Consider the following 22,023-nt stretch of genomic DNA (forward strand, 5'->3'; position numbering starts at 1 on the left):
GCACCGCGACTCGGTGGGCGAGGTGTTCCTCACCGACCTGAAGCCGATCGACGACACCGGCTACCTCGCGGGCGCCCAGCTGCCCCGCTCGCACGCCTACTACGGCGACCACCTGCTGCGCCCCAGCACCTACGACCCGGTGCTGCTCCTGGAGGCCTGCCGGCAGTCGGCCCTGGCCGGCGCGCACGCCTTCTACGGAGTGCCCACCGGCCACAAGTTCATCCTCACCCACCTGCGCATCCACCTGAGCCGTCCGGAGCGGATCGTCGTCGGCGCGGCGCCGTGCGCGATGACCCTGCGGGTCGCCGTGTCCGGCCACCGCAAACGCGAGGGCCTCACCACCGGCCTCGACTACGACATCGACATCGACGTGCGGGGCACCGTCATCGGCCGCGCCTCGGTCGGCCTGCGGTTCAAGTCCCCCGAGGACTACCTGGCGCTGCGGCTGCGCAACCGCGACGGCAAGGCGCTGCCCAGCTCGGACGCGTACCCGCACACGGGCCGCGGCGGCTCGGTCGAGCCGTACCGCGTCGGCCGGAAGAACAGCGACAACGTCGTGATCGACCACGCCACGCGGGAGGGCGCCACGGCGCAGGCGCTGCTGCGCGTCCCGGGCGACCACCCGAGCATGTTCGACCACCCGCAGGACCACCTGCCGGGCATGGTGCTCGCCGAGGCGGCCCGCCAGCTCGCCCTGTTCGGCGCGCTCGACGTGCACGGCATGTCCCCGTCGCGGACCTTCCCCACGGACCTGTCGGTGGTCTTCAGCCGCTTCGGCGAGCTGGAGCACGCCACGGAGCTGACGGCGGAGGTCGGCGAGGTCCTCCGGTCCGACCGCGACGCCGCCACCGGGGCGTACTACACGCAGGGCGGCGTGGTGGAGCTGGGCGAGGACGACGGCGAGGGCGACCGGGCCGGCGTGGACCAGCTCCGGGTGCGGGTCGACGCCCGGCAGGACGGCGAGTCGATCTGCCTCTTCGGCCTGAGCTTCTCGCGCGTCGGGGACCTGGGCTGATGGCGGGCGGGAGCGCCCGGCCCGGCGCGGCCTTCTTCGACGTGGACGAGACGCTCGTCCGGGTCAAGAGCATGTTCTCCTTCCTCCGCTTCCACCTGGCCCGCCGCGGCGAGCCGGACGGCACGTACGACCGCCTGACGGCGGGACTGCACCGGGACGCGGCGCGCGGCGTCCCCCGCGCGGAGATCAACCGGAACTACTACCGGCTGTACGCGGGCGAGCGGCGGTCCGAGCTCGCCGAGACCGGCCGGGCCTGGTTCGACGCACTGCTGTCGGACGGCGACGTCTTCCTCGGCGAGACGGTGGCCCGGCTCGAACGGCACAAGGAGCGGGGCGAGTTCGTGGTCCTGCTGTCCGGCTCCTTCCACGCCTGCCTGGACCCGGTCCTCGAACACCTCGGCGCCGACTGGGCGATCGGCACCCGGCCCGTGGCCCGCGACGGCGTGCTCACCGGCGAGGTGGTCACCCCGATGATCGGGGCGGCCAAGGGCCGGGCGGCGCGCGCGGTCGCCGCCGTGCGCGGACTGGACCCGGCCGCGTGCACCGCGTACGGCGACCACGGCACCGACGCCGACCTGCTGGCCTTCGCCGGGAAGGCGGTCGTGGTCGGCGACGACCCGGTGCTCGCCGAGCACGCCGCACGGCTGGGCTGGGAGCGTCTGGCGACGGCCCCGGCCGCCGCCCCGGCGCCGGCCCCGGCGGCGAGCGGAATCCGATGAGCTTCCATCCACCCTCAGGAGAGGCCATGCGCAACCCCGTCGGGATCGTGGGCACCGGCTCCCGGCTGCCCGAACAGGTGGTCGGCAACGAGGAGATCGCCCGCGCCGCGGGCGTCTCCGACGAATGGATCGTGCGCAAGACCGGGATACGCGAGCGCCGCCGGGCGGCCCCGCACGAGGCCACCTCGGACCTCGCGGCCGCGGCCGCGAGGGCGGCCCTCGAACAGTGCGGCCTGAGCCCCGAGGACGTGTCGTACCTCGTCGTGGCCACGTCGACGCCCGACCACCCGCAGCCCGCGACGGCCGGCATCGTGCAGGACCTGATCGGTGCGCGCCGGGCGGCCTGCTTCGACATCAACGCGGTGTGCAGCGGCTTCGTCTACGGCCTGGCCGTCATCGAGCGGATGCTGCGCGCCGACGGCGGCCACGGGTACGGCCTCGTCATCGGCGCCGACGTCTACTCGCGGATCCTCGACCACACGGACCGCAGGACGGCGATCCTCTTCGGCGACGGCGCGGGGGCCGTCGTACTGGGGCCCGTGCCCGAGGGGCGGGGAATCCTGCGGACCGACCTGCGCACCGAAGGCGGCGCGCACGGACTGATCAGCGTGCCCGCGGGCGGCAGCCGGCGGCCCGCGTCGGCCGAGACCCTTCAGGACGGCGGGCACTTCTTCCGCATGGACGGGCGGGGCGTGCGCGAGTTCGTGAACGAGCGGCTGCCCGCCGCCGTGCGCGCCCTCCTGGAGCGGTCGGGCACCCGGGCCGAGGACATCGCGCACCTCGTCCCGCACCAGGCCAACGGCGTCATGCTGGCCGAGGTCCGGCCCCGGCTCGGGCTCGGCGCGGCCGCCATGCACCTGTCGCTGGAGCGGTACGGCAACACGGGCGCCGCCTCCGTGCCCGTCACCCTCGACGAGGTGCACCGCGCCGGCCTCCTCGACGAGGGCGACCTGGTGGTGCTCACCGCGTTCGGCGGCGGCATGTCGCTGGGATCCGCCCTGGTCGGCTGGGCCGCGACCGCACACGCCGGGGCCCCTTCCCGCCCGGCCGGGGCCGCGCGTCCGCTCGCCGAGCGCCACCGCGGCCTGATCCCGCTGCTCCCGGCGGGCCTGTAGACCCGGGGTTCCCTCCCGGCCGTGCCCTCCCTTCCCGTACGCGCGTACGGGAAGGGAGGGCATCGTCCTGCGCAGAGCGTCCCCGGACTCAGGCCGGGAGCCAGCCCTCCGCCGCCGCCAGCTCCAGTGCCGTCTCCTCGAAGCGGGCCGCCACCGGCGCGAGCGGGCCGTCCGGCAGCGCCAGGTGGATCCGCTGCGGCGGCGCGTCGTCCAGCGGGACCCAGCGCAGCCAGTCGGCCAGCCCGTCCCGGGAGGTCTCCGGCACCAGGCCGATCGCCTGCCCGTCGCGCAGCAGCCGCTGGGTGGGGTCGAAGGCGATCGGCCGCTCCACCAGTTCCGGGCGCAGCCCGGCCCGTGCGAACAGGGCGACGAGGGCGTCGTACGCGGTCGGGTTCGCCTCGCGGGCGTGGACGAGCACGGGGTACGCCGCCGCGTCCGCCAGCCGCGCCGACGCGGCGCCGGCCAGCGGGTGGTCCTCGGAGACCAGCAGCCCCTGCGCCGCCTCGCGCAGCAGCCGGGTCCGCACCCCGGCGACCGGCGGCGAGGTGCGGACCACGCCCGCGTCCGCGCGGCCCTCCCGGATCGCCTGCGCGAGGGCGGGCGTCCGCGTCATCTCCGCGCTGACCCGGATCTCCGGATAGCGCTCCGCCAGGGCCTCCACCAGCTGCGGCACCGTTCCGTACCCGGTGGTCGCGCTGTACGCGAGCCGCAGCAGCCCCCGCTCGCCGCGTCCCGTGCGCCGGGCCGCCTCCCACACCTCCTCCAGCGCCTCCAGGGCGGCGGGACCGCGTTCGAGAGCGGCCCGCCCGGCCTCGGTGAGACGCACCGTCCGGGTGGTCCGGGTGAGCAGCCGGACGCCGAGCATGCTCTCCAGGCGCCGGATCTGCGCGCTCAGCGCGGGCTGCGCGATGTGCAGCCGCTCGGCGGCGCGCGTGAAGTTGCCCTCCTCGGCGACCGCGAGGAAGTAGCGCAGCAGCCGGGCGTCAGGGGTCACCGGGTCAGCCTAGGTGCCGCCCCCACCGAGAACCAGCGCCATTGATAACCGGCGCTTCTGAATCCATAGTCAGCCGGTCTTTCCCTCACCCGGCCGCCCCTTCCTAGCGTGGGGACATGACCCTCACACCCCTTCCCGAGGCCATCCGCGCCTACGTCGGCACGCCCGAAGGACCCGAACTGCGCAAGGTCGCCCTGCCGAGCCCGGCGCCCGGCGAAGTCCTGGTGCGCGTCGGCGCGTTCTCCGTCAACCGCGGCGAACTGCGCCTGTTCGCCAAGCGGGCCGAGGGCTGGCGCCCCGGCCAGGACCTGGCGGGCGTCGTCGTCCAGGAGGCCGCCGACGGCAGCGGACCGGCCGTCGGCACCCGCGTCGCCGCGATGGCCGACTTCGGCGGCTGGGCCGAGTACACCGCCGTCCCCACCGACCGGCTCGCACCGGTCCCCGACGGCGTCGGCACCCAGGAGGCCGCCACCCTCGGCGTGGCCGGCCTCACCGCCCTGCGCGCGCTGCGGCGCGGCGGGCCCCTGCTCGGCCGCCGCGTCCTGATCACCGGCGCCAGCGGCGGCGTGGGCTCCTTCGCGGTGCAGCTCGCCGCCGCCGAGGGCGCGGAGGTGACGGCGCTGCACGGCAGCCGTCGCACGCTCGACCTGACCGCGCTCGGCGCCCGCCACGTGATCACCTCGCTCGACGAGGCCGAGGGCCCCTTCGACCTCGTCCTGGAGTCCGTCGGCGGCGAGGTCCTGACCGCCGCCCTGCGGATGCTCGCCCCCGTCGGGCACCTCGTCCTCCTCGGCACCTCCTCGGGGCGCACGGCGGCCCTCTCCATCTCCTCCTTCGTCCCGCACGCCCGCCAGACCCTGCACCCCTTCTGGGTGTTCGGCTCCGGCGAGTCCGTCGCCGAGGACCTCGGCCTGCTGCTGCGCACGATCCGGGACGGCCGGATGCGGCCCGTCGTGGCCCGCGCCGAGGGCTGGGAGCGGCTACCCGAGGTGATGACCGCCCTGCGCGAGCGCCGGCTGGCGGGCAAGGCCGTCCTCCTCGTCGGCGGCGCGCCGTGACCGCGCCGTCCGCCGCGCGCATCGCCGTCGTCTCCTCGGGTTTCGCGGCCTCCACCGGCCGCCGGGTCGCCGACCACGCCGCCGGCCGGGGCCACGACGTCCGCTTCGTCGACGACGTCGAGGACGCGGCCGCCCTGCGGGCCGCGCTGCGCGACGCGGACGCCGTCGTCCTCGTACCGAAGCGGGGCGACCCCGTACGCCACACCGAGCACGCCACCCGGCTGCTCCTCGCCGAGGCCGCCGCCCGTCCGGCGCCGCCGCACCTCGTCCTGCTGAGCTCCTTCGCCGTCGGCCACGGGCCCGCCCACCCGCTCAACCGGACCGCCGCCGCCCTGCTGCCCGCGCGGATCGCCGCCGAGCGGGCCCTGCGCTCGGGACCCGCGCCCTACACCATCGTCCGGCCCACCTGGATGACCGACGATCCGCCCGGCTCGCACGCCCTGACCCTGACCCAGGACCCGCGCACCGACGGCATGATCTCCCGCGCGGACCTCGCCGCGGCGATGATCGCCGCCGTCGAGGAGCCATCCGCCCGCGGCACGACCTTCGCCCTCTTCAACGAGCCGGGCGAGCCGCTCGCCGACTGGGCCGCGGCCTTCACCGGACTCCGCCGGGACACCGAAGACGCCGACGCCGACCCCCACCGGGAGGAGCTGTCATGACCGCCTTACCCGCCGCCCAGCACGCCTGGGAGGACACCTTCCGCCACGACGAGGAGGGCCGCCCGCTCGCGCCGCGCTTCCACCGGTTGCTCCTCCTCGACCTCACCGGCGGCGCGCCCACCCCCGCCGACGCCACGCACCTGGAGTCGGCCCTGCGCACCCTGGAGGACGAACTCCCGCACGGACCGGAGGGGTTGCTCACCTGCCTGGGCTGGGGCCCGGGCTACTTCGAGCGGTACACCGGCGTACGCTCCCCGGTGAACCGGCCCGTCCCGATGGCCCGTTGGGAGAACCCGCGCCTGGAGTCCTTCGACGCCTGCCTGCACCTGGCCTCCGACGACGAGCCCACCCTCGCCGAGGTCACCGGCCGGCTCTTCGGCGACGGCCCCCTCGACCAGCGGGGCCGGCTGCGGCTGACCGAGGTGCGCACCGGCTTCGTCGGGCGCGGCCTGCCCGCCGCCCGCCGCCCCGGGTCCGGCATCCCCGGCCGCGCGCCGCTGATGCTCGGCTTCCACTCCGGACTGCGCGGGAACCAGGCCCCCGAGGAGCGGATCTCCGTCCCTTCCGGCCCGCTGCGCGGCGGCACCACCATGCACGTCAGCTACATCGAACTCGACGTCGACAGCTGGTACGAACAGGACGCCGACACCCGCAGCGCCCTGATGTACTCGCCGCGCGTCGGCGCCGACGAGGCGGAGAAGCTGGTCGACGACGCCACGAGCGACGCGGACAGCCTGCCGCGGGTGGCCGCCGACCACGGCCGCGTGGGCCACGCCCAGGCCACCGGCCGCGCCCGGCTCGCCGGCGTCCCGCGCATCAACCGCAGGGACTTCGCGACCCTCGACCACGGGGTGCCCGGGACCCACTTCGTGTCCCTCCAGCGCACCATGGAGGACTTCAACGCCACCCGGGCGACGATGAACGCCGCCGACGCGCCGACGCACGACCGCCGCATCGGCGTCCGGCGGCGCAACGGCATCAACGCCTTCATGGAGGTCCGCAGCCGCGCCACGTTCGCGGCACCCGTCCGCCGGGACCGCGCCTTCCCGTTCGCTGCGGCGGACTGATCCGTCCCGAAGGGGCCCCTCCGGCATCCGTTAGAGTCGTGCGGAACCTCACGGAGGGGCCCCATCCGCATGCCCGGCACGTCCGCGAACAGCGCCGTCACCCGCAGCACCCTCAGCCGGCAGATCGCGGACGCGCTCCGTGACGAGGTCCTCGCGGGGCGTCTCCAGCCGGGCCAGGAGTTCACCGTCAAGCAGCTCGCCGAGCAGTACGGCGTCTCCGCCACCCCCGTCCGCGAGGCCCTCGTCGACCTCTGCGCCCAGGGCCTGCTCGACTCCGACCAGCACCGCGGCTTCCGCGTCCACCGCTTCTCGGTGGCCGACTACCGGCAGATGGTCGAGGCCCGGATGCTCGTCGCCGACGGCATCTTCCGCGGCCACACCCCCCGGGCCGGTGCGGTGCTCCACGAGCCCGACCCCGACGTCGGCGTCGTCCTCGTGTCGATACGCCGCAGGGGCGAGGCCGCCGCCCGCGCCGCCCTCGCCGGCGACCTGGACGTCCTCATCGGCTACGACCTGCGGTACTGGCGCGAACTGGCCAGGCTCGTCGCCGGCAACGACCCCATCGCCGACTTCCTGCACCGCCTCCGGGTCCAGGCCTGGGCCTTCTCCGTGCCCCACCTGCGCGCCGAGCGCGCCCTCCACGGCTGGCTGTGGTCGGGGCACGTCGACCTGATCGACGCCGTGACCCGCGGCGACGCGGACGCCGCCATCGGAGTCGTACGCGCCTACAACGCGCACGCCCTGGAATGGGCCGACCGCCTGGAGGCCCGGCTCGGCCGGTGAGCCGCCGCCGGGTTGAGGCCCTTCTTCCCGGGGCAGGCCTCCCACGGGTGGGCGTCGTCGGCGCCGCCGACTACCCTGGCCCTCCCCGGAACTGACGGAGAGCGAGCCTCCCTTGGCCTGTGACCTGTGGCTGGTCCCCCTCGTCGACGTGCTGTGCCACAGCCCCGACAACCCCTTCGCCGAAGACCTCGCCGCCTACGACGCCGTGCTGAGCGCCGCCGGCCAGCCGACCGTGCCCGTGTACGCGTACATGCCCGGCCTCTCCGGCGACGTCGCCCCGGTCGCCGGCTTCGACTACGAGGCCCTGCACTTCCTGCGCCGGGCCTATCTCCTCGCCGTCTGCGGGCTGCCGGTCGAGCCGGTGGGCGAGCTCGGCGGGGACTACGAACAGCTCCTGGAGATGTTCGAGGCGACGGCCCAGCAGTCCCATCTGGTCTGGCACTACGACCACGCGGGCGCCTACGTGCCGGTCGACTTCCCGGTGCCGCTCTCCAACGACGAGCTCCTGGAGGGCGGCGGTCCGCTCGGCTCCTCCCACGGGCTGCTGAGGGAACTGGAGTTCGTCGCCCCGGCCCTCGGCATCGACCCGGCGAACCCGCCGGCCGCCCCGGCCCCGCCCGCCCGGCCCACCGGCCTCGAGGAGCCCGCCGCCCCGATCCCGTACGACGACGGCCCCTTCGCCCGCGAGCGGCACGTCTGGCTCGGGCTGCACGCGGCGGCGACCCGCAGCCTCGCCCAGGGCTCGATGATCATGCTCAGCTGACCTTCCGGGTGCCGCCCCCGGAGGCCCTCAGCGGGTCTCCGGGGGACGCTGGCGCGGCATGTTGGGCCGGGTGCCCGGCGGCAGCGGGAAACGGCCGGACGGGTGCGCCGCCTCCGGCCGGGCCGGTACGACCCCGACCGACTGGAGCGCCAGCGGCGCCGGGCCCGAACGGAACTCGACCATCCAGTCCGCCGTCTCCGCCCGGACCAGCTCCGTGACGTCCTCCGAGAAGCGCCGCAGCACCCCGAGACACCGCTCGGCGGCCTCGCTGGCGGTGCCCTCCGTCGGCCCGAGGACCTCCCGCACGCTCTCCGAGGCCCAGTCGAACTGGAGCGCCTGCAGCCGCCGCTGTACGGCCTGCGCGGTCGCCACGTCCCTTATCCACCCCGAGGTCAGGCCGAAGTACCGGTCGCAGGCCATGCAGGCGGCGCCGAGCAGCAGCGACAGATAGCCCCAGCCGGCCGTGCCCTCGGCGACCCCGGTCAGGTCGAGCAGCGGCAGCGCGGCCCCGGCGATCACGCCGAGCGCCGTGCCGGCCCGCAGCCCGCGGGCGCAGCGGCGCTTCCAGACCCGGTCCGAGAGGTACCACTCGGCGGTGCGCAGGGCGCCTGCCTCCACCCACCGGTAGAGCTCGTCGAGGCGCTCCGCGGGCTCGCCCCAGTCGCCCAGGGGGAAGGGCTTCCCCGTCAGATCTCTGTGGACGTCTTCCCCGGGCTGCCCCGGCGGCTGCATCTCCGGCTGGTGGCTCACCGGGGGACTCCTCTGCTCAGCCCAGCGTTCGTGGCGCTCGTGTCCTTCTGTGACGTGCGGTGCACGTGGTGCCTGCCCTTCCTACCGCCGAATGGTGGGCGGCGGGCCCGGAATCCCGGGATTTCCGCCCGCAAGAGGGTGTTGATCAGGTAGAGGAGCCCGCAGTTTCTCACTCGAAAGAGTTGTCGCGGCAGGGCGGTCCCCGACCACGTAGGCTCGGAACAACCGGTACCAGACGTGACCGGGCGACTTTCAACCACGAGGAGTGACCGTGATCCCCGGTGGCGGCCAGCCCAACATGCAGCAGATCTTCCAGCAGGCGCAGAAGATGCAGCAGGACCTCGCCCGCGCCCAGCAGGAGCTCGCCGCGACCGAGGTCGAGGGCCAGGCGGGCGGCGGCCTGGTCAAGGCCACCGTGACCGGCTCCGGCGAACTGCGCGCCCTGGTCATCGACCCGAAGGCGGTGGACCCGGAGGCTGCGTCTTCCTTGCAGGAGCTGGGCGAGACCCTGGCGGACCTGGTCGTGGCCGCCGTCAAGGCCGCGAACGACAACGCGCAGCAGCTCCAGCAGACCAAGCTGGGTCCGCTGGCGCAGGGTCTCGGCGGAATGCCGGGCCTGGGCTTCTAGCGAGCACTTCCAGCCACTACCGTAAGAAGGCAAGAGCACACCCGGAAAGGGCGTTCCGTTGTACGAAGGCGTGGTCCAGGACCTGATCGACGAGCTGGGCAGGCTGCCCGGCGTCGGTCCCAAGAGCGCGCAGCGGATCGCCTTCCACGTCCTCCAGGCCGAGCCGACGGACGTGCGCCGGCTGGCCCACGCGCTCCTGGAGGTCAAGGAGAAGGTCCGGTTCTGCGCGGTCTGCGGGAACGTGGCACAGCAGGAGCAGTGCAACATCTGCCGCGACCCGCGCCGGGACCTGACCGTCATCTGCGTGGTCGAGGAGCCGAAGGACGTCGTCGCGATCGAGCGGACCCGCGAGTTCCGGGGGCGGTACCACGTCCTCGGCGGCGCGATCAGCCCGATCGAGGGCGTCGGCCCCGACGACCTGCGGATCCGGGAGCTGCTCGCCCGCCTCGCGGACGGCGCGGTCACCGAGCTGATCCTGGCGACCGATCCGAACCTGGAGGGCGAGGCCACGGCCACCTACCTGGCGCGGATGATCAAGCCGATGGGGCTGAAGGTCACCCGGCTCGCCAGCGGCCTCCCGGTCGGCGGCGACCTGGAGTACGCCGACGAGGTGACGCTCGGCCGTGCCTTCGAGGGGCGGAGGCTGCTAGATGTATGACGACCGGGCGCGGGAGGACCGGGCCGGTGCCGGCGAGCTCTCAGGGAGGCTCCTCGATGTCTGACCCCACGCTGCACTCCATCACGCAGAACCCCGACGACTTCGCGGTCCAGATCGCCGACTCGGTCGAGAGCTTCATCGTCGCCACGACCGAGGTCGCCAAGGGGGACGAGCCGGACAGCGCGGTCCCCTTCCTGCTCCTGGAGATCTCCCAGCTGCTCCTCGCCGGCGGCCGGCTCGGCGCGCACGAGGACATCCTCCCGGACGAGCGGTACGAGACGGACACGGGCCCGGAGCCGGACGTGGACGACCTGCGGGAGCGGTTCGCCGCGATGCTGGACCCGGTGGACGTCTTCTCCGAGGTCTTCGACCCGTACGAGCCCCGCAAGGCCCCGGTCCCGGCCCGTATCTCGGACAACCTCGCGGACATCGTCGCCGACCTCCGCCACGGTCTCGCCCACTACCGCGAGGGCCGCACCTCCGAGGCGCTGTGGTGGTGGCAGTTCTCGTACTTCTCCAACTGGGGCCCCACCGCCTCGGCCACCCTCCGCGCCCTCCAGTCCCTGGTCGCCCACGTCCGCCTCGACCAGCCCCTGGCCGCGCTCGACGGCCTGGACACCGACGAGGACCTCGCCGAGGACGACCTCGCGGAGGAGGCGGGCCGGGTGATGATGCGGGAGATCGCGGGACCGCTGGGGATGAAGGGCCTCCAGGACCCGGTTTGATCATTCTCTGAGCATCGCGTCTCAGGATGTGATAACCGATCGGTGTTTTTCGGTCGCTCGTTAGACTGAGCCGACCGCAGCACGGGCTGCGGCACCGACCGAGCGAGGAGCGCACGTGGGCCTTGTCGTGCAGAAGTACGGAGGCTCCTCCGTTGCCGATGCCGAGGGCATCAAGCGCGTCGCCAAGCGGATCGTGGAAGCCAAGAAGAACGGCCACCAGGTGGTCGTCGTGGTCTCCGCGATGGGCGACACGACGGACGAGCTGATCGATCTCGCCGAGCAGGTGTCTCCGATGCCTGCCGGACGTGAGTTCGACATGCTGCTGACCGCCGGAGAGCGGATCTCCATGGCCCTGCTGGCGATGGCGATCAAAAACCTGGGCCACGAGGCCCAGTCGTTCACCGGCAGCCAGGCGGGTGTCATCACCGACTCGGTCCACAACAAAGCGCGCATCATCGATGTCACGCCGGGCCGGATCCGCACCGCCCTCGACGAGGGCAACATCGCCATCGTCGCGGGCTTCCAGGGCGTGTCCCAGGACAAGAAGGACATCACCACGCTGGGCCGCGGCGGCTCCGACACCACGGCCGTGGCGCTCGCCGCGGCGCTCGACGCCGAGGTCTGCGAGATCTACACCGACGTCGACGGCGTCTTCACCGCCGACCCGCGCGTGGTGAAGAAGGCGAAGAAGATCGACTGGATCTCCTTCGAGGACATGCTGGAGCTCGCCGCCTCCGGCTCCAAGGTGCTGCTGCACCGCTGCGTCGAATACGCGCGCCGCTACAACATCCCGATCCACGTCCGCTCGTCCTTCTCCGGACTCCAGGGCACGTGGGTCAGCAACGAACCGACAGGGGACAAGGTGGAGCAGGCCATCATCTCCGGTGTCGCCCACGACACCTCCGAGGCGAAGATCACCGTGGTCGGCGTGCCGGACAAGCCGGGCGAGGCCGCGGCCATCTTCCGGGCCGTCGCGGACGCCGAGATCAACATCGACATGATCGTGCAGAACGTGTCGGCGGCCTCCACCGGTCTCACCGACATCTCCTTCACCCTCCCCAAGGCCGAGGGCCGCAAGGCCATCGACGCCCTGGAGAAGGCGAAGACCGCGATCGGCTTCGACTCGCTGCGCTACGACGACCAGATCGGCAAGATCTCCCTCGTCGGCGCCGGCATGAAGACCAACCCGGGCGTCACCGCGGACTTCTTCCGCGCCCTGTCCGACGCGGGCGTCAACATCGAGCTCATCTCGACCTCCGAGATCCGCATCTCGGTCGTCACCCGCGCCGACGACGTCAACGAGGCCGTGACCGCCGTCCACACCGCCTTCGGCCTGGACAGCGACTCGGACGAGGCCGTCGTCTACGGCGGCACCGGGCGCTGATCCACCGCCCCGCACCCACCGCGCCCGGCCGCACCCCAGCGGCCGGGCGCAGTCGCGCATCCGATTGTGGCGGCTTCGTAGGATCTGTGAACATCCTGTGAGCAAATCGGCGGCAGAACCCCCTTGAACTGCGGTGATGCGGTGTCGGACGATGCTCTTCCCCCGTGCTGCAACTAGTAGTTGGGCGGGGCGCGTCTCCGCGTTCACCCACGAACGTGGCGCGGATACGCGAAGTAACGGGGCATTGGGGGAGAACGGTTACGCATGAGGACGAACAGCTCACCGCCGAGAAATGCGGTGCAGGCGTACAACCATCGCGGGGGAACACGAGTCAAACAGGCGTGGCAGACGTACTCGACATTCCCGCGGTCTCCCCGCTCCGCGGGGTCCGCACGGCCGTGCTCCCCCTCCGGGCGCCCGGCGGCGTCGGCGCGCCCGGACGCGCCGCCGCGCTCCGTCCGCACGGGCGCCCGCGCCCGCTCGACGGTCCTGCGGTGACCACCGCCGTGCCCACCGAATCCCGCGCGCGCATCAGCGGCATCCCGGCGCCGCGCAAGGCCGCGGACGGCCCCGTCGCCGACGCCGGCACCACCGTCGACCACCTCACCGAGACCTACCGCGCCCACTACCGGTCGCTGCTCGGCCTCGCCGCCCTCCTGCTCGACGACACCGCCTCCTGCGAGGACGTCGTCCAGGAGGCCTTCATCCGCGTCCACTCGGCCCGCCGGCGCGTCCGCGACCCCGAGAAGACCCTCGCCTACCTGCGCCAGACCGTGGTCAACCTCTCCCGGTCCGCGCTGCGCCGCCGCATCCTCGGCCTCAAGCTCCTGTCCAAGCCGATGCCGGACATGGCCAGCGCCGAAGAGGGGGCGTACGACCAGCTGGAGCGCGACGACCTCATCAAGGCGATGAAGGGACTCCAGCGCCGCCAGCGCGAGGTCCTCGTCCTGCGCTACTTCGCCGACATGACGGAGGCCCAGGTCGCCGAGACCCTCGGGATCTCGCTCGGCTCCGTCAAGGCGTACGGTTCCCGGGGCATAGCCGCCCTCCGCGTCGTCATGGAGGCCAAGGCATGAGCCGCGAGCACGAGGACGACCCGACCCGCGGGACGCGGGACGGACACGGAGACGGCGAGGAGCGCCACGACCCCGACGAACGCAGCGGACGCGGCGCAGAACAGGCCCGCGTCGGACGTGACGAGCTGAGTGGACGACTGATGATGGACTTCGAGCGTGGCCCCGGCGAGGACGAGGGGGAGGACGAGCTCGCGCTGCGCCGGCTGTTCCACGGCGCCGTCTCCGGGCTCGAACCCTCCGCCGCCACCCTCGACCACCTGCGCCGCGCCGTCCCCGCCCGACGCGCCCGCAAGCGCCAGGCGCTCGTCGGCGCCGCCGCCGCGGCCGTCCTCATCGGCACCGCCGTCCCCGCCCTCATCCACGTCGCCGGCTCCCCCGGCCTCACCACCGCCAACCCGGCCCTCGCCGGGCACGGGGAGCAGGCCCAGGGGGGTACCGGCGCCGAGGCCGAGGGTGACGGCCCGGCCTCCACCAAGGCGCCGTCCAGCAAGGTCTCCTCCACCACCGGCCCCACCCAGGGCGCCACCGACAAGGGCGAGGCCAAGCCGGACCCCAAGGACAGCCAGTCCGGCGCGGGCACCGGCGCGGACGCCGGCTCCGTCCCGGGCTCCACACCCGTCTGCGGCCGCGGCACGCTCCAGTCCGCCGGCGGCTACAACAGCGGCCCCGACTCCACCGGAGTCATCTACGGCGGCTTCACCATCGTCAACGGCTCCGGTTCGGCCTGCCTGGTCGACGGCTCCGGCCTGATCCACCTCTCGGCGAGCGGCACCGCCGACCCGGGCCGGATCTCGGTCGTCCGCCACTACGACGGCGACCCGGCGACCGGCCTGCCCCCCACCTCGGCGGACGTCAAGCCGCTGCTGCTCAAGGCGGGCGCCTCGTACCAGCTGAAGTTCGCCTGGGTGCCGTCCGCGAGCTGCTCCACCGACGGCGGCGGCGCCACCCCGACGACGCCGACCGAGCCCACCGAGGTCCCCACCGAGCCGACGCCCACGCCGACCGAGCCCACCCAGGTCCCGACCGAGCCCACGCCCACGCCCACCACCGACGGCGAAGGCGCCGGCTCCGGCGGCACCGAGACCGGCGGCGGCACCGGGACGGGCACGGACGCCGGCACCGGCACGGACTCCGGCCTGACCACCCAGCTCCTGCGCGCCGAACCGGCCGCGGGCAGCGTCTCCGTCAGCTACACCGCGGAGCCCGGCGACCCGACCGTCACCACGGTCCTCGACGGCGCCTGCGCCGGCACCCTCTACCGGACCGGCATGCTCAAGAGCTGAGGACGGTACGACGAAGGGGCCGGGGGACACGCTCCCCCGGCCCCTTCGCCGTACCCGCCACGCCCGCCCCGCGGGCCCGTCAGTGCTCCGCCAGGCCCAGCGCCGCGTCGCGGGCCGCCTCCGCCTCCCGGCGCAGCAGCCGGAACCACATGAAGACGACGAAGCCGGCGAAGACGAACCACTCGGCGGTGTACCCGAGGTTCTGGAAGGCCTTCGCGTCCAGACCCGTGCCCGCCGCCGCGGCCGCCGGCACCGGCGTCAGCCCCGCGGGCGAGTCGGTGAGGGTCACCCAGGCGTCGTACACGTCGTCCTGGACGACGTTCACCAGCGCGGCCGCGCTGATCATGCCGAGCTGCCCCTCGGGCAGCCCGCCGGCCGTCCGCACGCCCTTCGTGCCCTGGTTCTCGGAGGCCTGGAGCGCGCCCACCACCGTCACCTCGCCGGACGGCGGCGCCGGCGCCTGCGCGCCCGCCGGCAGCCAGCCCCGGACGACCGGCAGCGACCGCCCCGTGTCCGTCCGCAGCAGCGTCAGCACGTACGAGCCCGACCGCCCGTCCAACGCGCGATCCGGCACCAGGAACTGCTCCCCGTACCGCCCCCGGGCCTCGGCGGTGCGGCCGGAGGTCTCCTTGTCCACCGGCAGCAGCGACGCCAGCGGCTCGGCCCGCAGCTCGGCCGCGGTCGGCTTCCGCTCCGCCTCCTGGTGGGAGTCGACGCGATCCTCGAACTTGCCCAGCTGCCAGGTCCCCATGAACACGCAGAACGGGATGGCCAGCAGGACGAAGAGATTGATCCCCCACCAGCGGGGGGTCCTCAGGAACCGGTACACACCCCCACGGTACGGGGACGGCCGAGTCCCCCCGTCAGGCGGGGCCCGCCCCGGCGCCCCGAGCCCGGGACGACCCGGAAGAGACTGCCTGGGCCCGGCGTCCGGCGTCCGGCCGCAGCCTGATCACCGCCCGCCCGCCCGCCAGGTCCACCGTGGTCCGGCGCGGCGGCGCCCCGTCCTCCTCGTCGTCGCGCAGCAGCAGGGCGCTCTGCCGCTCCTTCAGCTCGCTCTGCTTGCCGGGCGAGAAGGTGGCGTGCAGCTGCTCGAAGCCGGTCGAGGAGACCGTGCCCCGCCGCTTCCCGCGGCCGGTCATGCGCAGGAACTGGTCGGCGAAGGCGATCACGGTCAGCAGGATGACCAGACCCGGCAGCGTCACGAACACGGCGAACTCCATGGCCCCAGGGGACCACGCCGCACCGGGACCCCGGAAGCCCCGGGAGGCCCGGAAGGCCAGGAAGCCCCGGGAGGCCCCGAAGCCCGGAAGGCCCCGGGAAGCCCCGGGAAGGACCCGGAAAGGCCGCAGGGGGCCCTGGAAGGCCCCGGGGCGGGCCGGAGGGGCGGACCGGAGAGTCGGGGGGCGGAGAGGCGGACCGGAGAGTCGGGGGGGCGGAGAGGCGGACCGGAGGGGCAGGGGGCGGAGGGGAGGGCCGGAGGGGCGGGCGGCAGGCTCAGGCCTCCGGGCGTATGTGGTGCATCCGACGGCCGTCGGGGCCGAGCACCTGCGCCCCGATCTTGTACGTCCGCAGGCTGACCGCCGTCCCCGTGATCCGCAGCGCCGGCGCGGTGCGGACGAGCCGCGCCGTGATCTCGTGGAGCTCCTCCACCGAGGCCAGCCACAGCGCCAGCGCCAGGTTGTGCGGCCCGGTCACCGAGGTGATCACCTGGGTGCGCCGCAGCCGGGTCAGCGCCGCCACCGTCACCGCCTCGTCCTGCGGCGCCACCTGCGCCGTCACCATGGCCCACACCGGGCGACCGGAGAAGCGGGGCGCCGGCTGGCAGTGGTGATGGAGCGCGCCGCCCGCCGCCAGGACCTCCAGGCGGCGCCGTACCGTCGACTCGCTCGTGCCGCACTGCCGGGCCAGCTCGGCGGCGCTCCGGCGGGCGTCGCCGGCCAGCTCCGCGACGATCCGCCGGTCCAGGTCCGTCACCTGGGGAGCCTGGGAGGGATGGACGGGCCCACGCGCGCGTGCCCCGTCCCGCCGCTCCAGGGCGCCGACCTCGGCGAGCAGCCGGGCCTGTGCCGGGGTGAGCTGCTCGATCCGGGAGCGGTAGGGGCGGTTGTGCATCCGGGTGGCGACCTGGGTACGGGCCCGCAGCACGCCGGGCAGCCGGCGCACCCGGCCGGTGACGTACGCGTCGAGGGCGGGCAGGTCCGGCGCGATCAGCAGCAGGACCAGGTCGGCGCCGCCGGTCACCGCGTGCACGCCGAGGGTGCCGGGGTCGCCGGACAGCTCGATCGCGGTGGCCTCGGCGGTGTCGGCGGTGCACTCCAGCTCGACCCAGGCGTACAGCGCGGACTCGCCGCCGCGCCGGGCGATGAGCAGCGAGGTCCAGGCGTAGCCGCCGGCGGTGAGGTGCTCCCAGCGGCGCGCGAGGGTGTCGGGACCGGCCGCGAGGACGGTGGACAGCTGGGTCCAGCTCGCTCTGGGGAGGATCTGGAGCGCGTGGATCAGCGACATATCCGCCTCTCCCAGGACGGATTCCCCGGTACGCATTTCCCTCCTTGGCCGATCCCCCGGAAAACCTTGGTCGTGGGTCCGGGAGCACTCCAGGATGTGGACCTGGGCATATGCATTCAAGCCGCCTCGGCGCTCTTTGGCCACGAAACGGCCAAAAGTCACAGGGGCGACATCGGCGATGACGACATCAGCGGTGAGACATCAGCGATGACGGCATCGACTTTGACCGCATCGACTCCGACCGTATCGACTCCGACGGTATCGACTCCGACGGTATCGACTCCGACGGTATCGACGTGACCGGATCCGGCGGAGGCGGCGGTCGGAGAACCGGAGAACCGGAGAACCGGAGAAGGGGGACGCGCGGGGGATGGCGACCATGGGGCGAGCACCGGGGGACACCCCCGAGTACCAGGTGCTGTGGGGCGAACCGGTGGGATGCGGCCAGCTGGACGCCGCCGAGGAGGGGTACGCGGCCGCGGGGCCCGCCGAGCGGCTGCTCTGGGAACGGCTCTCCGTCTTCGAGGGCGCCTTCGACCTGCGGGCCGTCGAGGAGGTCTGCGGGTACGGGGCGCTGTCCGTCGTGGACCTGGGCGCCGTGCTCGACCGGCTGGCACGGTCGGCGCTGCTGCCCGTGGACGACCTCTTCGACGGGGAGGACGGCGGGCAGCGCCACTGGATGCCGCACGCGATGCGGGCCGTCGGCGCCCGCCGGCTCACCGCCCGGGGCGACCGCTGGATCGTGGTCCTGCACCACCGGAGGTGGTGCGTCCAGGTCGCCCGGCGGGCCGCCGAGTGGTGGCAGCGGGGCCGCCAGGTGGACGCCCGGGACCTGGCGCTGCGCGAACTCCCCGACCTGGCCGCCGCGATGGACCCGACGACGGCACCGCTCACGCCGGGCGACGAGGCCGGGCCCGCCCTGGAGATCGCGGTCTCGCTGTGGTTCCTGTGGGTCTCCTGCGGCCGGGTCGCGGAGGGGCGGACCCGGCTGCGGCACGCCCTGTCGCTGCACCCCGGCCCGCTGCCGGCCCGCGCGCTGTGGCTGGCCGCCTTCCTGGAGCTGGAGTCGGGGCGCCCCGAGGACGCCGACCCGCTCCTCGTCCAGGCGTGGGCGAGCGCGGTACGCGACGGCGACGAGCGCTGTCTGGGGTTCCTCGCCCATCTGCGCGGCGCGATCGCCCTCTACCAGGGCCGTACCCGGGCGGCGGCGGGCGAGTTCCGGGAGGCGCTGGACCAGATCGGGGACGTGCCCGACTTCGGGCCGACCCGCGAGGCCTGCTGGGCCGCGCTCGCGCTCTGCTACAGCCGCACCGACCCGGAGGCCGCGCAGGAGGCGCTGGACCAGCTGGAGCTGGACGGGGCGGGGCGACGGACCTGGGCGGGCCGGGACCTCTTCGCCGACGCCTGGGCCGATCACGCCCGGGCCGAACTCCTCGCCTGGGACGGGGAGCCGAGCCGGGCCGCCGAGCACGCCCGCCGGGCGCTGCGCGAGCACCTGCGGCTCGGCTCCGCCGTCGGCGCGGCCTGCGCGGCCGAACTCCTCGCCCGGGTGCGGCTGCTGGACGGCCGGCCCGACCGGGCGGCCCATCTCCTCGGCGCCGTCGACCTGTTGCGGAACTCCGCCTTCGACACCTCCTACGAGCCGGGGCGGTACTGCACGGTGTCCCGGGCCCGCAGCGACGAGGCGCTGCGGACCCTGCTCGACGACCCCGAACTGCGGGAGGCGTACGAAGAGGGCGCGCGGAAGGGGCTGTTCGCACTCTCCCGGGAACGGTGAATCACCCGTCCGGGGTGGGGACGGCCGGTCCGGCGCCGTGTTGTCCACAGCTTCGTCCGGGGTCTGCTCGGGCACGGGGTCGGCTGCCTACGATGACGGCATGATCGCTTTCGCGGTGTCCGCCCTGTTCGCCCTGCTCTTCGGGATCGGTGTACTGCGCGACCGCCGCCGCTTCGGGAACGCGGTGTATCTCGGTCTCGCCGTCACCTTCCTCGGCCTCGGCCTGCTCTCGGCCGTCGACGACCTGCCACCCGGCCTGACCGAGACGGTCCTCGTCCTGCTCCTGCTGGTCCTCGGCCTGGGGCCGCTGGTCCTCGCCGGGCTGCTGTGCGCCAACGGCGTCAAGATGGTCCGCAAGGAGGGCAGACGCCCGGCGAACCTGCTGTCGCTCCTCGCCGGCCTGGGCATCCTCGGCGTGCTGGGGCTGATGGCCGCCGCCGTCCTCACCCACTCCCGGGTCCTCGGCGTCGTCGCCGTCACCCTGCTCCTCGTCCTGGGCTACGTCTCCTTCCTCTTCGTCTGCTTCGTGGGGTACGCCTTCCTGTACGGCCGGATGCGGCTGCGCCGGGACGCGGACTTCGTGGTGGTCCTCGGCTCCGGCCTGATCGGCGGCCGGCGGGTGCCCCCGCTGCTCGCGAGCAGACTCGACCGGGGCCGGGAGGTGTACGAGCGGCTGGCCGCGCGCGGCACCGGCGCGCCGCCGCTCCTGATCACCTCGGGCGGCCAGGGCCCGGACGAGGAACTGCCGGAGTCCCACGCCATGGCCGACTACCTGCTGGAGCGGGGCTTCCCCGAGGACCGGATCCTCCGCGAGGACCGCTCCCGCACCACCGAGGAGAACCTGCTGTTCAGCAAGGAGCTGATGGAGGCGGAGCGGCCGGGGGCCGCCTGCGTGGTCGTCACCAACAACTTCCACGCCTTCCGGGCCGCGCTGATGGCCCGGAAGGCCGGGGTGGACGGCCAGGTGGTGGGCTCGCCGACCGCCGCGTACTTCTGGCCCAGCGCCACGATCCGCGAGTTCGCCGCGGTCTTCCTGGAGCACCGCGCGGTCAACCTCACGGTCTGCGCCGTCCTCGTGGCCATCGGAGGCCTGGGACTCGCCGTCACGGGGTGACACCGGGGAGAGGGGGGAGGGGGAGGGGCGGGAGGGAGGGGGAGGGGGGAGGGGGAAGCCCCCCCGGGCGGTGTCGGAGGGGCGGGGTGGGCGCCGCGTCCCTACGCTGGAGGGACGGAGGTGTCCGAGGGTGCCGCAGGAGGCGTCCGGGATCCCGCCGCGGAGGTGACCCCATGAGGCGACGCCACCACTTCCACATCGACTACCGGGGCCATTCGGTCTCGGCGACGGTGGAGACCGGCCTGCGGCCGGTGGTCGAGGTGCTCGTCGACGGCAAGGAGACCGGGTACGCGACGATCCAGGGCGACCGGCCGGTGGCCGTCCCGATCGAGCTGCCGACGGATCCGCCGACGCCGGCGACGGTGCGCGCCACCTCGGGGCCGGGCGTGCCCCGCTGTCTCCTGATCGTCGAGAACGACGCGGATCCGCACGTCATGGCGCCGCGACTGTACTGAGGACCGGACGGCACGGACCAGGCGGCGGGACCGGACGGCACGGACCGGACGGTACGGAGCGGGGGGCGGGACCGGGCGGCAGGCCGGGTCAGGAGAGCCAGGCCATGCCGATGAAGAGGAAGACGACGAAGGCGACGACGCCGGCGACGGCGGCCGTCTTGCGGGGCCGCCGGCGGGACAGCTCGGCGAGCGCGCCCCCGGAGGAGCCGCTGTTCCCGGACCGCTCGGGCGCCCGCCGCCGGGGCCCGCCGCCCACGGGGGCGGACACGGCCGTCGGCCCTGCCGTGGAGCCGCCCGCCGGACCGGGCTGCGGGGTGCGCGGGCCGGTGGGCCGCGGCGCGGGCATGCCGGACGGCGCCGGTGCCGGCGCGTGCGTGGTGTGCGCGGGCGGGACGTGGGCGGGCGGTACATGGGACGGCGGGACGTGGCCCGGCGGGGTGTGGACGGTGCCCGGCATGGCGGCGGACGCGGGCCGGGGCGCGTACTCCCGCCAGGCGCCGGAGCCGAACCAGTCGGCGATGGCCTGCGCCGGCGGGCGCTGCTCGGGCTGCTTGGCGAGCAGGCTCAGCAGATACGCCTCGAATCCGGGCGTGAGGACGACGCCGAGCCGGCTCGGCGGGGTCGGGGCGCTGTCGATGTGCTGGTACAGCAGGGCGGTCGCGGTGTCGGCGCGGAAGGGCGGGTGTCCGGTCAGCAGCTGGTAGAGGACGCAGCCGAGCGAGTAGACGTCGGAGGCGGGGGAGGCGGGCTTGCCGAGGGCCCGCTCCGGGGCCAGGTAGAGGCCGGTGCCGACGATCTGCCCGGTGGTGGTCAGCCCGGCCGAGGGGTCGTCGACGAAGCGGGCGATGCCGAAGTCGGCCAGCTTGACCGTGCCCTCGGCGTCCATGAGCAGGTTGCCGGGCTTGATGTCGCGGTGGACGACGCCCTGCCGGTGGGCGGCGGCGAGACCGGCGGCGGCGTGCGCGGCGACGACGGCGACCCGCTCGGCGGGCAGGACCAGGGGGTTCGCGGGGGAGGAGCCCAGGCTGTCGCCCTCGACGAGCTCCATGACCAGGAAGAGCTTGCCGTCCCAGGTGCCGAAGTCGAAGACGCCGACGACGTGCGGGTGGCTGAGCCGGGCGGCGGTCTGCGCCTCCAGGCGGAAGCGGTCGGCGCCGGAGGGGTCGGTGGACTGCGCCAGCATCAGTTTCACGGCGACGGGCCGGCCGAGGACCTCGTCGGTGGCCTGCCACACCTCGCCCATGCCGCCACGGCCGATACACCCGTGAAGCCGATATCGGTCCGCGACCAGCACCAGGAGACGCCCTTTCGACAATCGATCACTTGACGGCAGAGGACCAGGGTAGAGCCGCCCGGTGTGCGTGCTCGCCGCGCTCCCCCCGAAGCGGAAGCACGACCGGTCCGCCGCGGAACCGCGACCGATCCGGCGTGGAACCGCCGTGGGACCGCCGTCGTACGCACGGACGTACGGGAGGGCCTTCGGGGTTCC

23 protein-coding genes are annotated in these 22,023 nt (G+C 74.2%); 17 read left to right on the forward strand and 6 right to left on the reverse strand.

From position 1 onward, the window contains the following. The 3 genes from AB0E19_RS35005 to AB0E19_RS35015 form a co-directional block, all read left to right on the forward strand. A partial coding sequence (locus tag AB0E19_RS35005) for a ScbA/BarX family gamma-butyrolactone biosynthesis protein (protein WP_362187999.1) occupies positions 1 to 1,015 on the forward strand: 1,015 nt, incomplete at its 5' end. Then, the gene (locus AB0E19_RS35010) at positions 1,015 to 1,734 is read left to right on the forward strand and encodes an HAD-IB family hydrolase (RefSeq protein ID WP_362188003.1); all 720 of its coding nucleotides are present in this window, start codon (positions 1,015 to 1,017) and stop codon (positions 1,732 to 1,734) included. The genes AB0E19_RS35005 and AB0E19_RS35010, both read left to right, overlap by 1 nt. 26 nt (positions 1,735 to 1,760) lie before the next feature. Next, positions 1,761 to 2,849 carry a beta-ketoacyl-ACP synthase III gene (locus AB0E19_RS35015; RefSeq protein ID WP_362188007.1) on the forward strand — a complete coding sequence of 363 codons (1,089 nt, stop codon included), beginning with the start codon at positions 1,761 to 1,763 and terminating at the stop codon, positions 2,847 to 2,849. A gap of 88 nt (positions 2,850 to 2,937) precedes the next feature. On the opposite strand, the gene AB0E19_RS35020 is transcribed toward AB0E19_RS35015, so the two are convergent. Next, positions 2,938 to 3,843, reverse strand: coding sequence for a LysR family transcriptional regulator (locus AB0E19_RS35020; protein WP_362188011.1), 906 nt, complete (start codon positions 3,841 to 3,843; stop codon positions 2,938 to 2,940). A gap of 116 nt (positions 3,844 to 3,959) precedes the next feature. On the opposite strand from AB0E19_RS35020, the gene AB0E19_RS35025 reads away from it, so the two are divergent. From AB0E19_RS35025 to AB0E19_RS35045, 5 genes are all read left to right on the forward strand, one after another. After that, positions 3,960 to 4,901 carry a zinc-binding dehydrogenase gene (locus AB0E19_RS35025; RefSeq protein ID WP_362188014.1) on the forward strand — a complete coding sequence of 314 codons (942 nt, stop codon included), beginning with the start codon at positions 3,960 to 3,962 and terminating at the stop codon, positions 4,899 to 4,901. Next, the gene (locus tag AB0E19_RS35030) at positions 4,898 to 5,563 is read left to right on the forward strand and encodes an NAD(P)H-binding protein (protein WP_362188017.1); all 666 of its coding nucleotides are present in this window, start codon (positions 4,898 to 4,900) and stop codon (positions 5,561 to 5,563) included. The genes AB0E19_RS35025 and AB0E19_RS35030 overlap by 4 nt, the downstream gene beginning before the upstream one ends. After that, entirely contained in the window at positions 5,560 to 6,630 is a 1,071-nt protein-coding gene (locus AB0E19_RS35035; RefSeq protein ID WP_362188020.1) for a hypothetical protein, read from the forward strand. Before AB0E19_RS35030 ends, AB0E19_RS35035 begins: the two co-directional genes overlap by 4 nt. Before the next feature lie 69 nt (positions 6,631 to 6,699). Next, positions 6,700 to 7,413: a GntR family transcriptional regulator gene (locus AB0E19_RS35040; RefSeq protein ID WP_362188023.1), complete on the forward strand. Its 714-nt coding sequence runs from the start codon at positions 6,700 to 6,702 to the stop codon at positions 7,411 to 7,413. Positions 7,414 to 7,525: 112 nt separating this feature from the next. Then, positions 7,526 to 8,176: a hypothetical protein gene (locus AB0E19_RS35045; protein WP_362188026.1), complete on the forward strand. Its 651-nt coding sequence runs from the start codon at positions 7,526 to 7,528 to the stop codon at positions 8,174 to 8,176. A 27-nt stretch (positions 8,177 to 8,203) separates the two neighbouring features. On the opposite strand, the gene AB0E19_RS35050 is transcribed toward AB0E19_RS35045, so the two are convergent. Continuing rightward, positions 8,204 to 8,908, reverse strand: a complete 705-nt coding sequence (locus AB0E19_RS35050) for an SLATT domain-containing protein (RefSeq protein WP_362188115.1) — start codon at positions 8,906 to 8,908, stop codon at positions 8,204 to 8,206. A gap of 289 nt (positions 8,909 to 9,197) precedes the next feature. On the opposite strand from AB0E19_RS35050, the gene AB0E19_RS35055 reads away from it, so the two are divergent. The 6 genes from AB0E19_RS35055 (at position 9,198) to AB0E19_RS35080 (ending at position 14,680) form a co-directional block, all read left to right on the forward strand. After that, positions 9,198 to 9,554 carry a YbaB/EbfC family nucleoid-associated protein gene (locus AB0E19_RS35055; protein WP_362188029.1) on the forward strand — a complete coding sequence of 119 codons (357 nt, stop codon included), beginning with the start codon at positions 9,198 to 9,200 and terminating at the stop codon, positions 9,552 to 9,554. 58 nt (positions 9,555 to 9,612) lie between these two features. Beyond that, a complete protein-coding gene (recR, locus tag AB0E19_RS35060) occupies positions 9,613 to 10,212 on the forward strand; it encodes a recombination mediator RecR (protein WP_033202382.1) in 600 nt (199 codons plus the stop codon). A 56-nt stretch (positions 10,213 to 10,268) separates the two neighbouring features. Next, on the forward strand, positions 10,269 to 10,937 hold the full coding sequence (locus tag AB0E19_RS35065) for a DUF5063 domain-containing protein (protein ID WP_362188034.1): 669 nt from the start codon (positions 10,269 to 10,271) through the stop codon (positions 10,935 to 10,937). 115 nt (positions 10,938 to 11,052) lie between these two features. Further along, positions 11,053 to 12,321, forward strand: a complete 1,269-nt coding sequence (locus AB0E19_RS35070) for an aspartate kinase (protein WP_360602561.1) — start codon at positions 11,053 to 11,055, stop codon at positions 12,319 to 12,321. Between the two features lie 341 nt (positions 12,322 to 12,662). Beyond that, complete coding sequence (locus AB0E19_RS35075; protein ID WP_362188039.1) at positions 12,663 to 13,397, forward strand: SigE family RNA polymerase sigma factor; 735 nt, start codon at positions 12,663 to 12,665, stop codon at positions 13,395 to 13,397. Next, on the forward strand, positions 13,394 to 14,680 hold the full coding sequence (locus AB0E19_RS35080; RefSeq protein ID WP_362188042.1) for a hypothetical protein: 1,287 nt from the start codon (positions 13,394 to 13,396) through the stop codon (positions 14,678 to 14,680). Before AB0E19_RS35075 ends, AB0E19_RS35080 begins: the two co-directional genes overlap by 4 nt. Before the next feature lie 79 nt (positions 14,681 to 14,759). Here the strand turns inward: AB0E19_RS35080 and AB0E19_RS35085 are convergent, their stop codons facing one another. The 3 genes from AB0E19_RS35085 to AB0E19_RS35095 form a co-directional block, all read right to left on the reverse strand. Beyond that, a complete protein-coding gene (locus tag AB0E19_RS35085; RefSeq protein ID WP_362188045.1) occupies positions 14,760 to 15,509 on the reverse strand; it encodes an SURF1 family protein in 750 nt (249 codons plus the stop codon). 34 nt (positions 15,510 to 15,543) lie between these two features. Continuing rightward, complete coding sequence (locus AB0E19_RS35090; RefSeq protein ID WP_362188048.1) at positions 15,544 to 15,903, reverse strand: DUF6191 domain-containing protein; 360 nt, start codon at positions 15,901 to 15,903, stop codon at positions 15,544 to 15,546. A gap of 274 nt (positions 15,904 to 16,177) precedes the next feature. After that, positions 16,178 to 17,188: an AsnC family transcriptional regulator gene (locus tag AB0E19_RS35095; protein WP_362188051.1), complete on the reverse strand. Its 1,011-nt coding sequence runs from the start codon at positions 17,186 to 17,188 to the stop codon at positions 16,178 to 16,180. Between the two features lie 379 nt (positions 17,189 to 17,567). On the opposite strand from AB0E19_RS35095, the gene AB0E19_RS35100 reads away from it, so the two are divergent. From AB0E19_RS35100 to AB0E19_RS35110, 3 genes are all read left to right on the forward strand, one after another. Next, entirely contained in the window at positions 17,568 to 18,965 is a 1,398-nt protein-coding gene (locus AB0E19_RS35100) for a tetratricopeptide repeat protein (RefSeq protein WP_362188054.1), read from the forward strand. Positions 18,966 to 19,065: 100 nt separating this feature from the next. After that, complete coding sequence (locus tag AB0E19_RS35105) at positions 19,066 to 20,079, forward strand: YdcF family protein (RefSeq protein ID WP_362188057.1); 1,014 nt, start codon at positions 19,066 to 19,068, stop codon at positions 20,077 to 20,079. A gap of 173 nt (positions 20,080 to 20,252) precedes the next feature. Further along, complete coding sequence (locus tag AB0E19_RS35110) at positions 20,253 to 20,534, forward strand: hypothetical protein (RefSeq protein WP_362188060.1); 282 nt, start codon at positions 20,253 to 20,255, stop codon at positions 20,532 to 20,534. A gap of 88 nt (positions 20,535 to 20,622) precedes the next feature. Here the strand turns inward: AB0E19_RS35110 and AB0E19_RS35115 are convergent, their stop codons facing one another. Beyond that, a complete protein-coding gene (locus AB0E19_RS35115; protein ID WP_362188063.1) occupies positions 20,623 to 21,828 on the reverse strand; it encodes a protein kinase in 1,206 nt (401 codons plus the stop codon). Positions 21,829 to 22,023: the final 195 nt, after the last annotated feature.

Origin of the sequence: Streptomyces sp. NPDC047974 (genome assembly GCF_040653375.1) — a bacterium.
GTDB lineage: Bacteria > Actinomycetota > Actinomycetes > Streptomycetales > Streptomycetaceae > Streptomyces.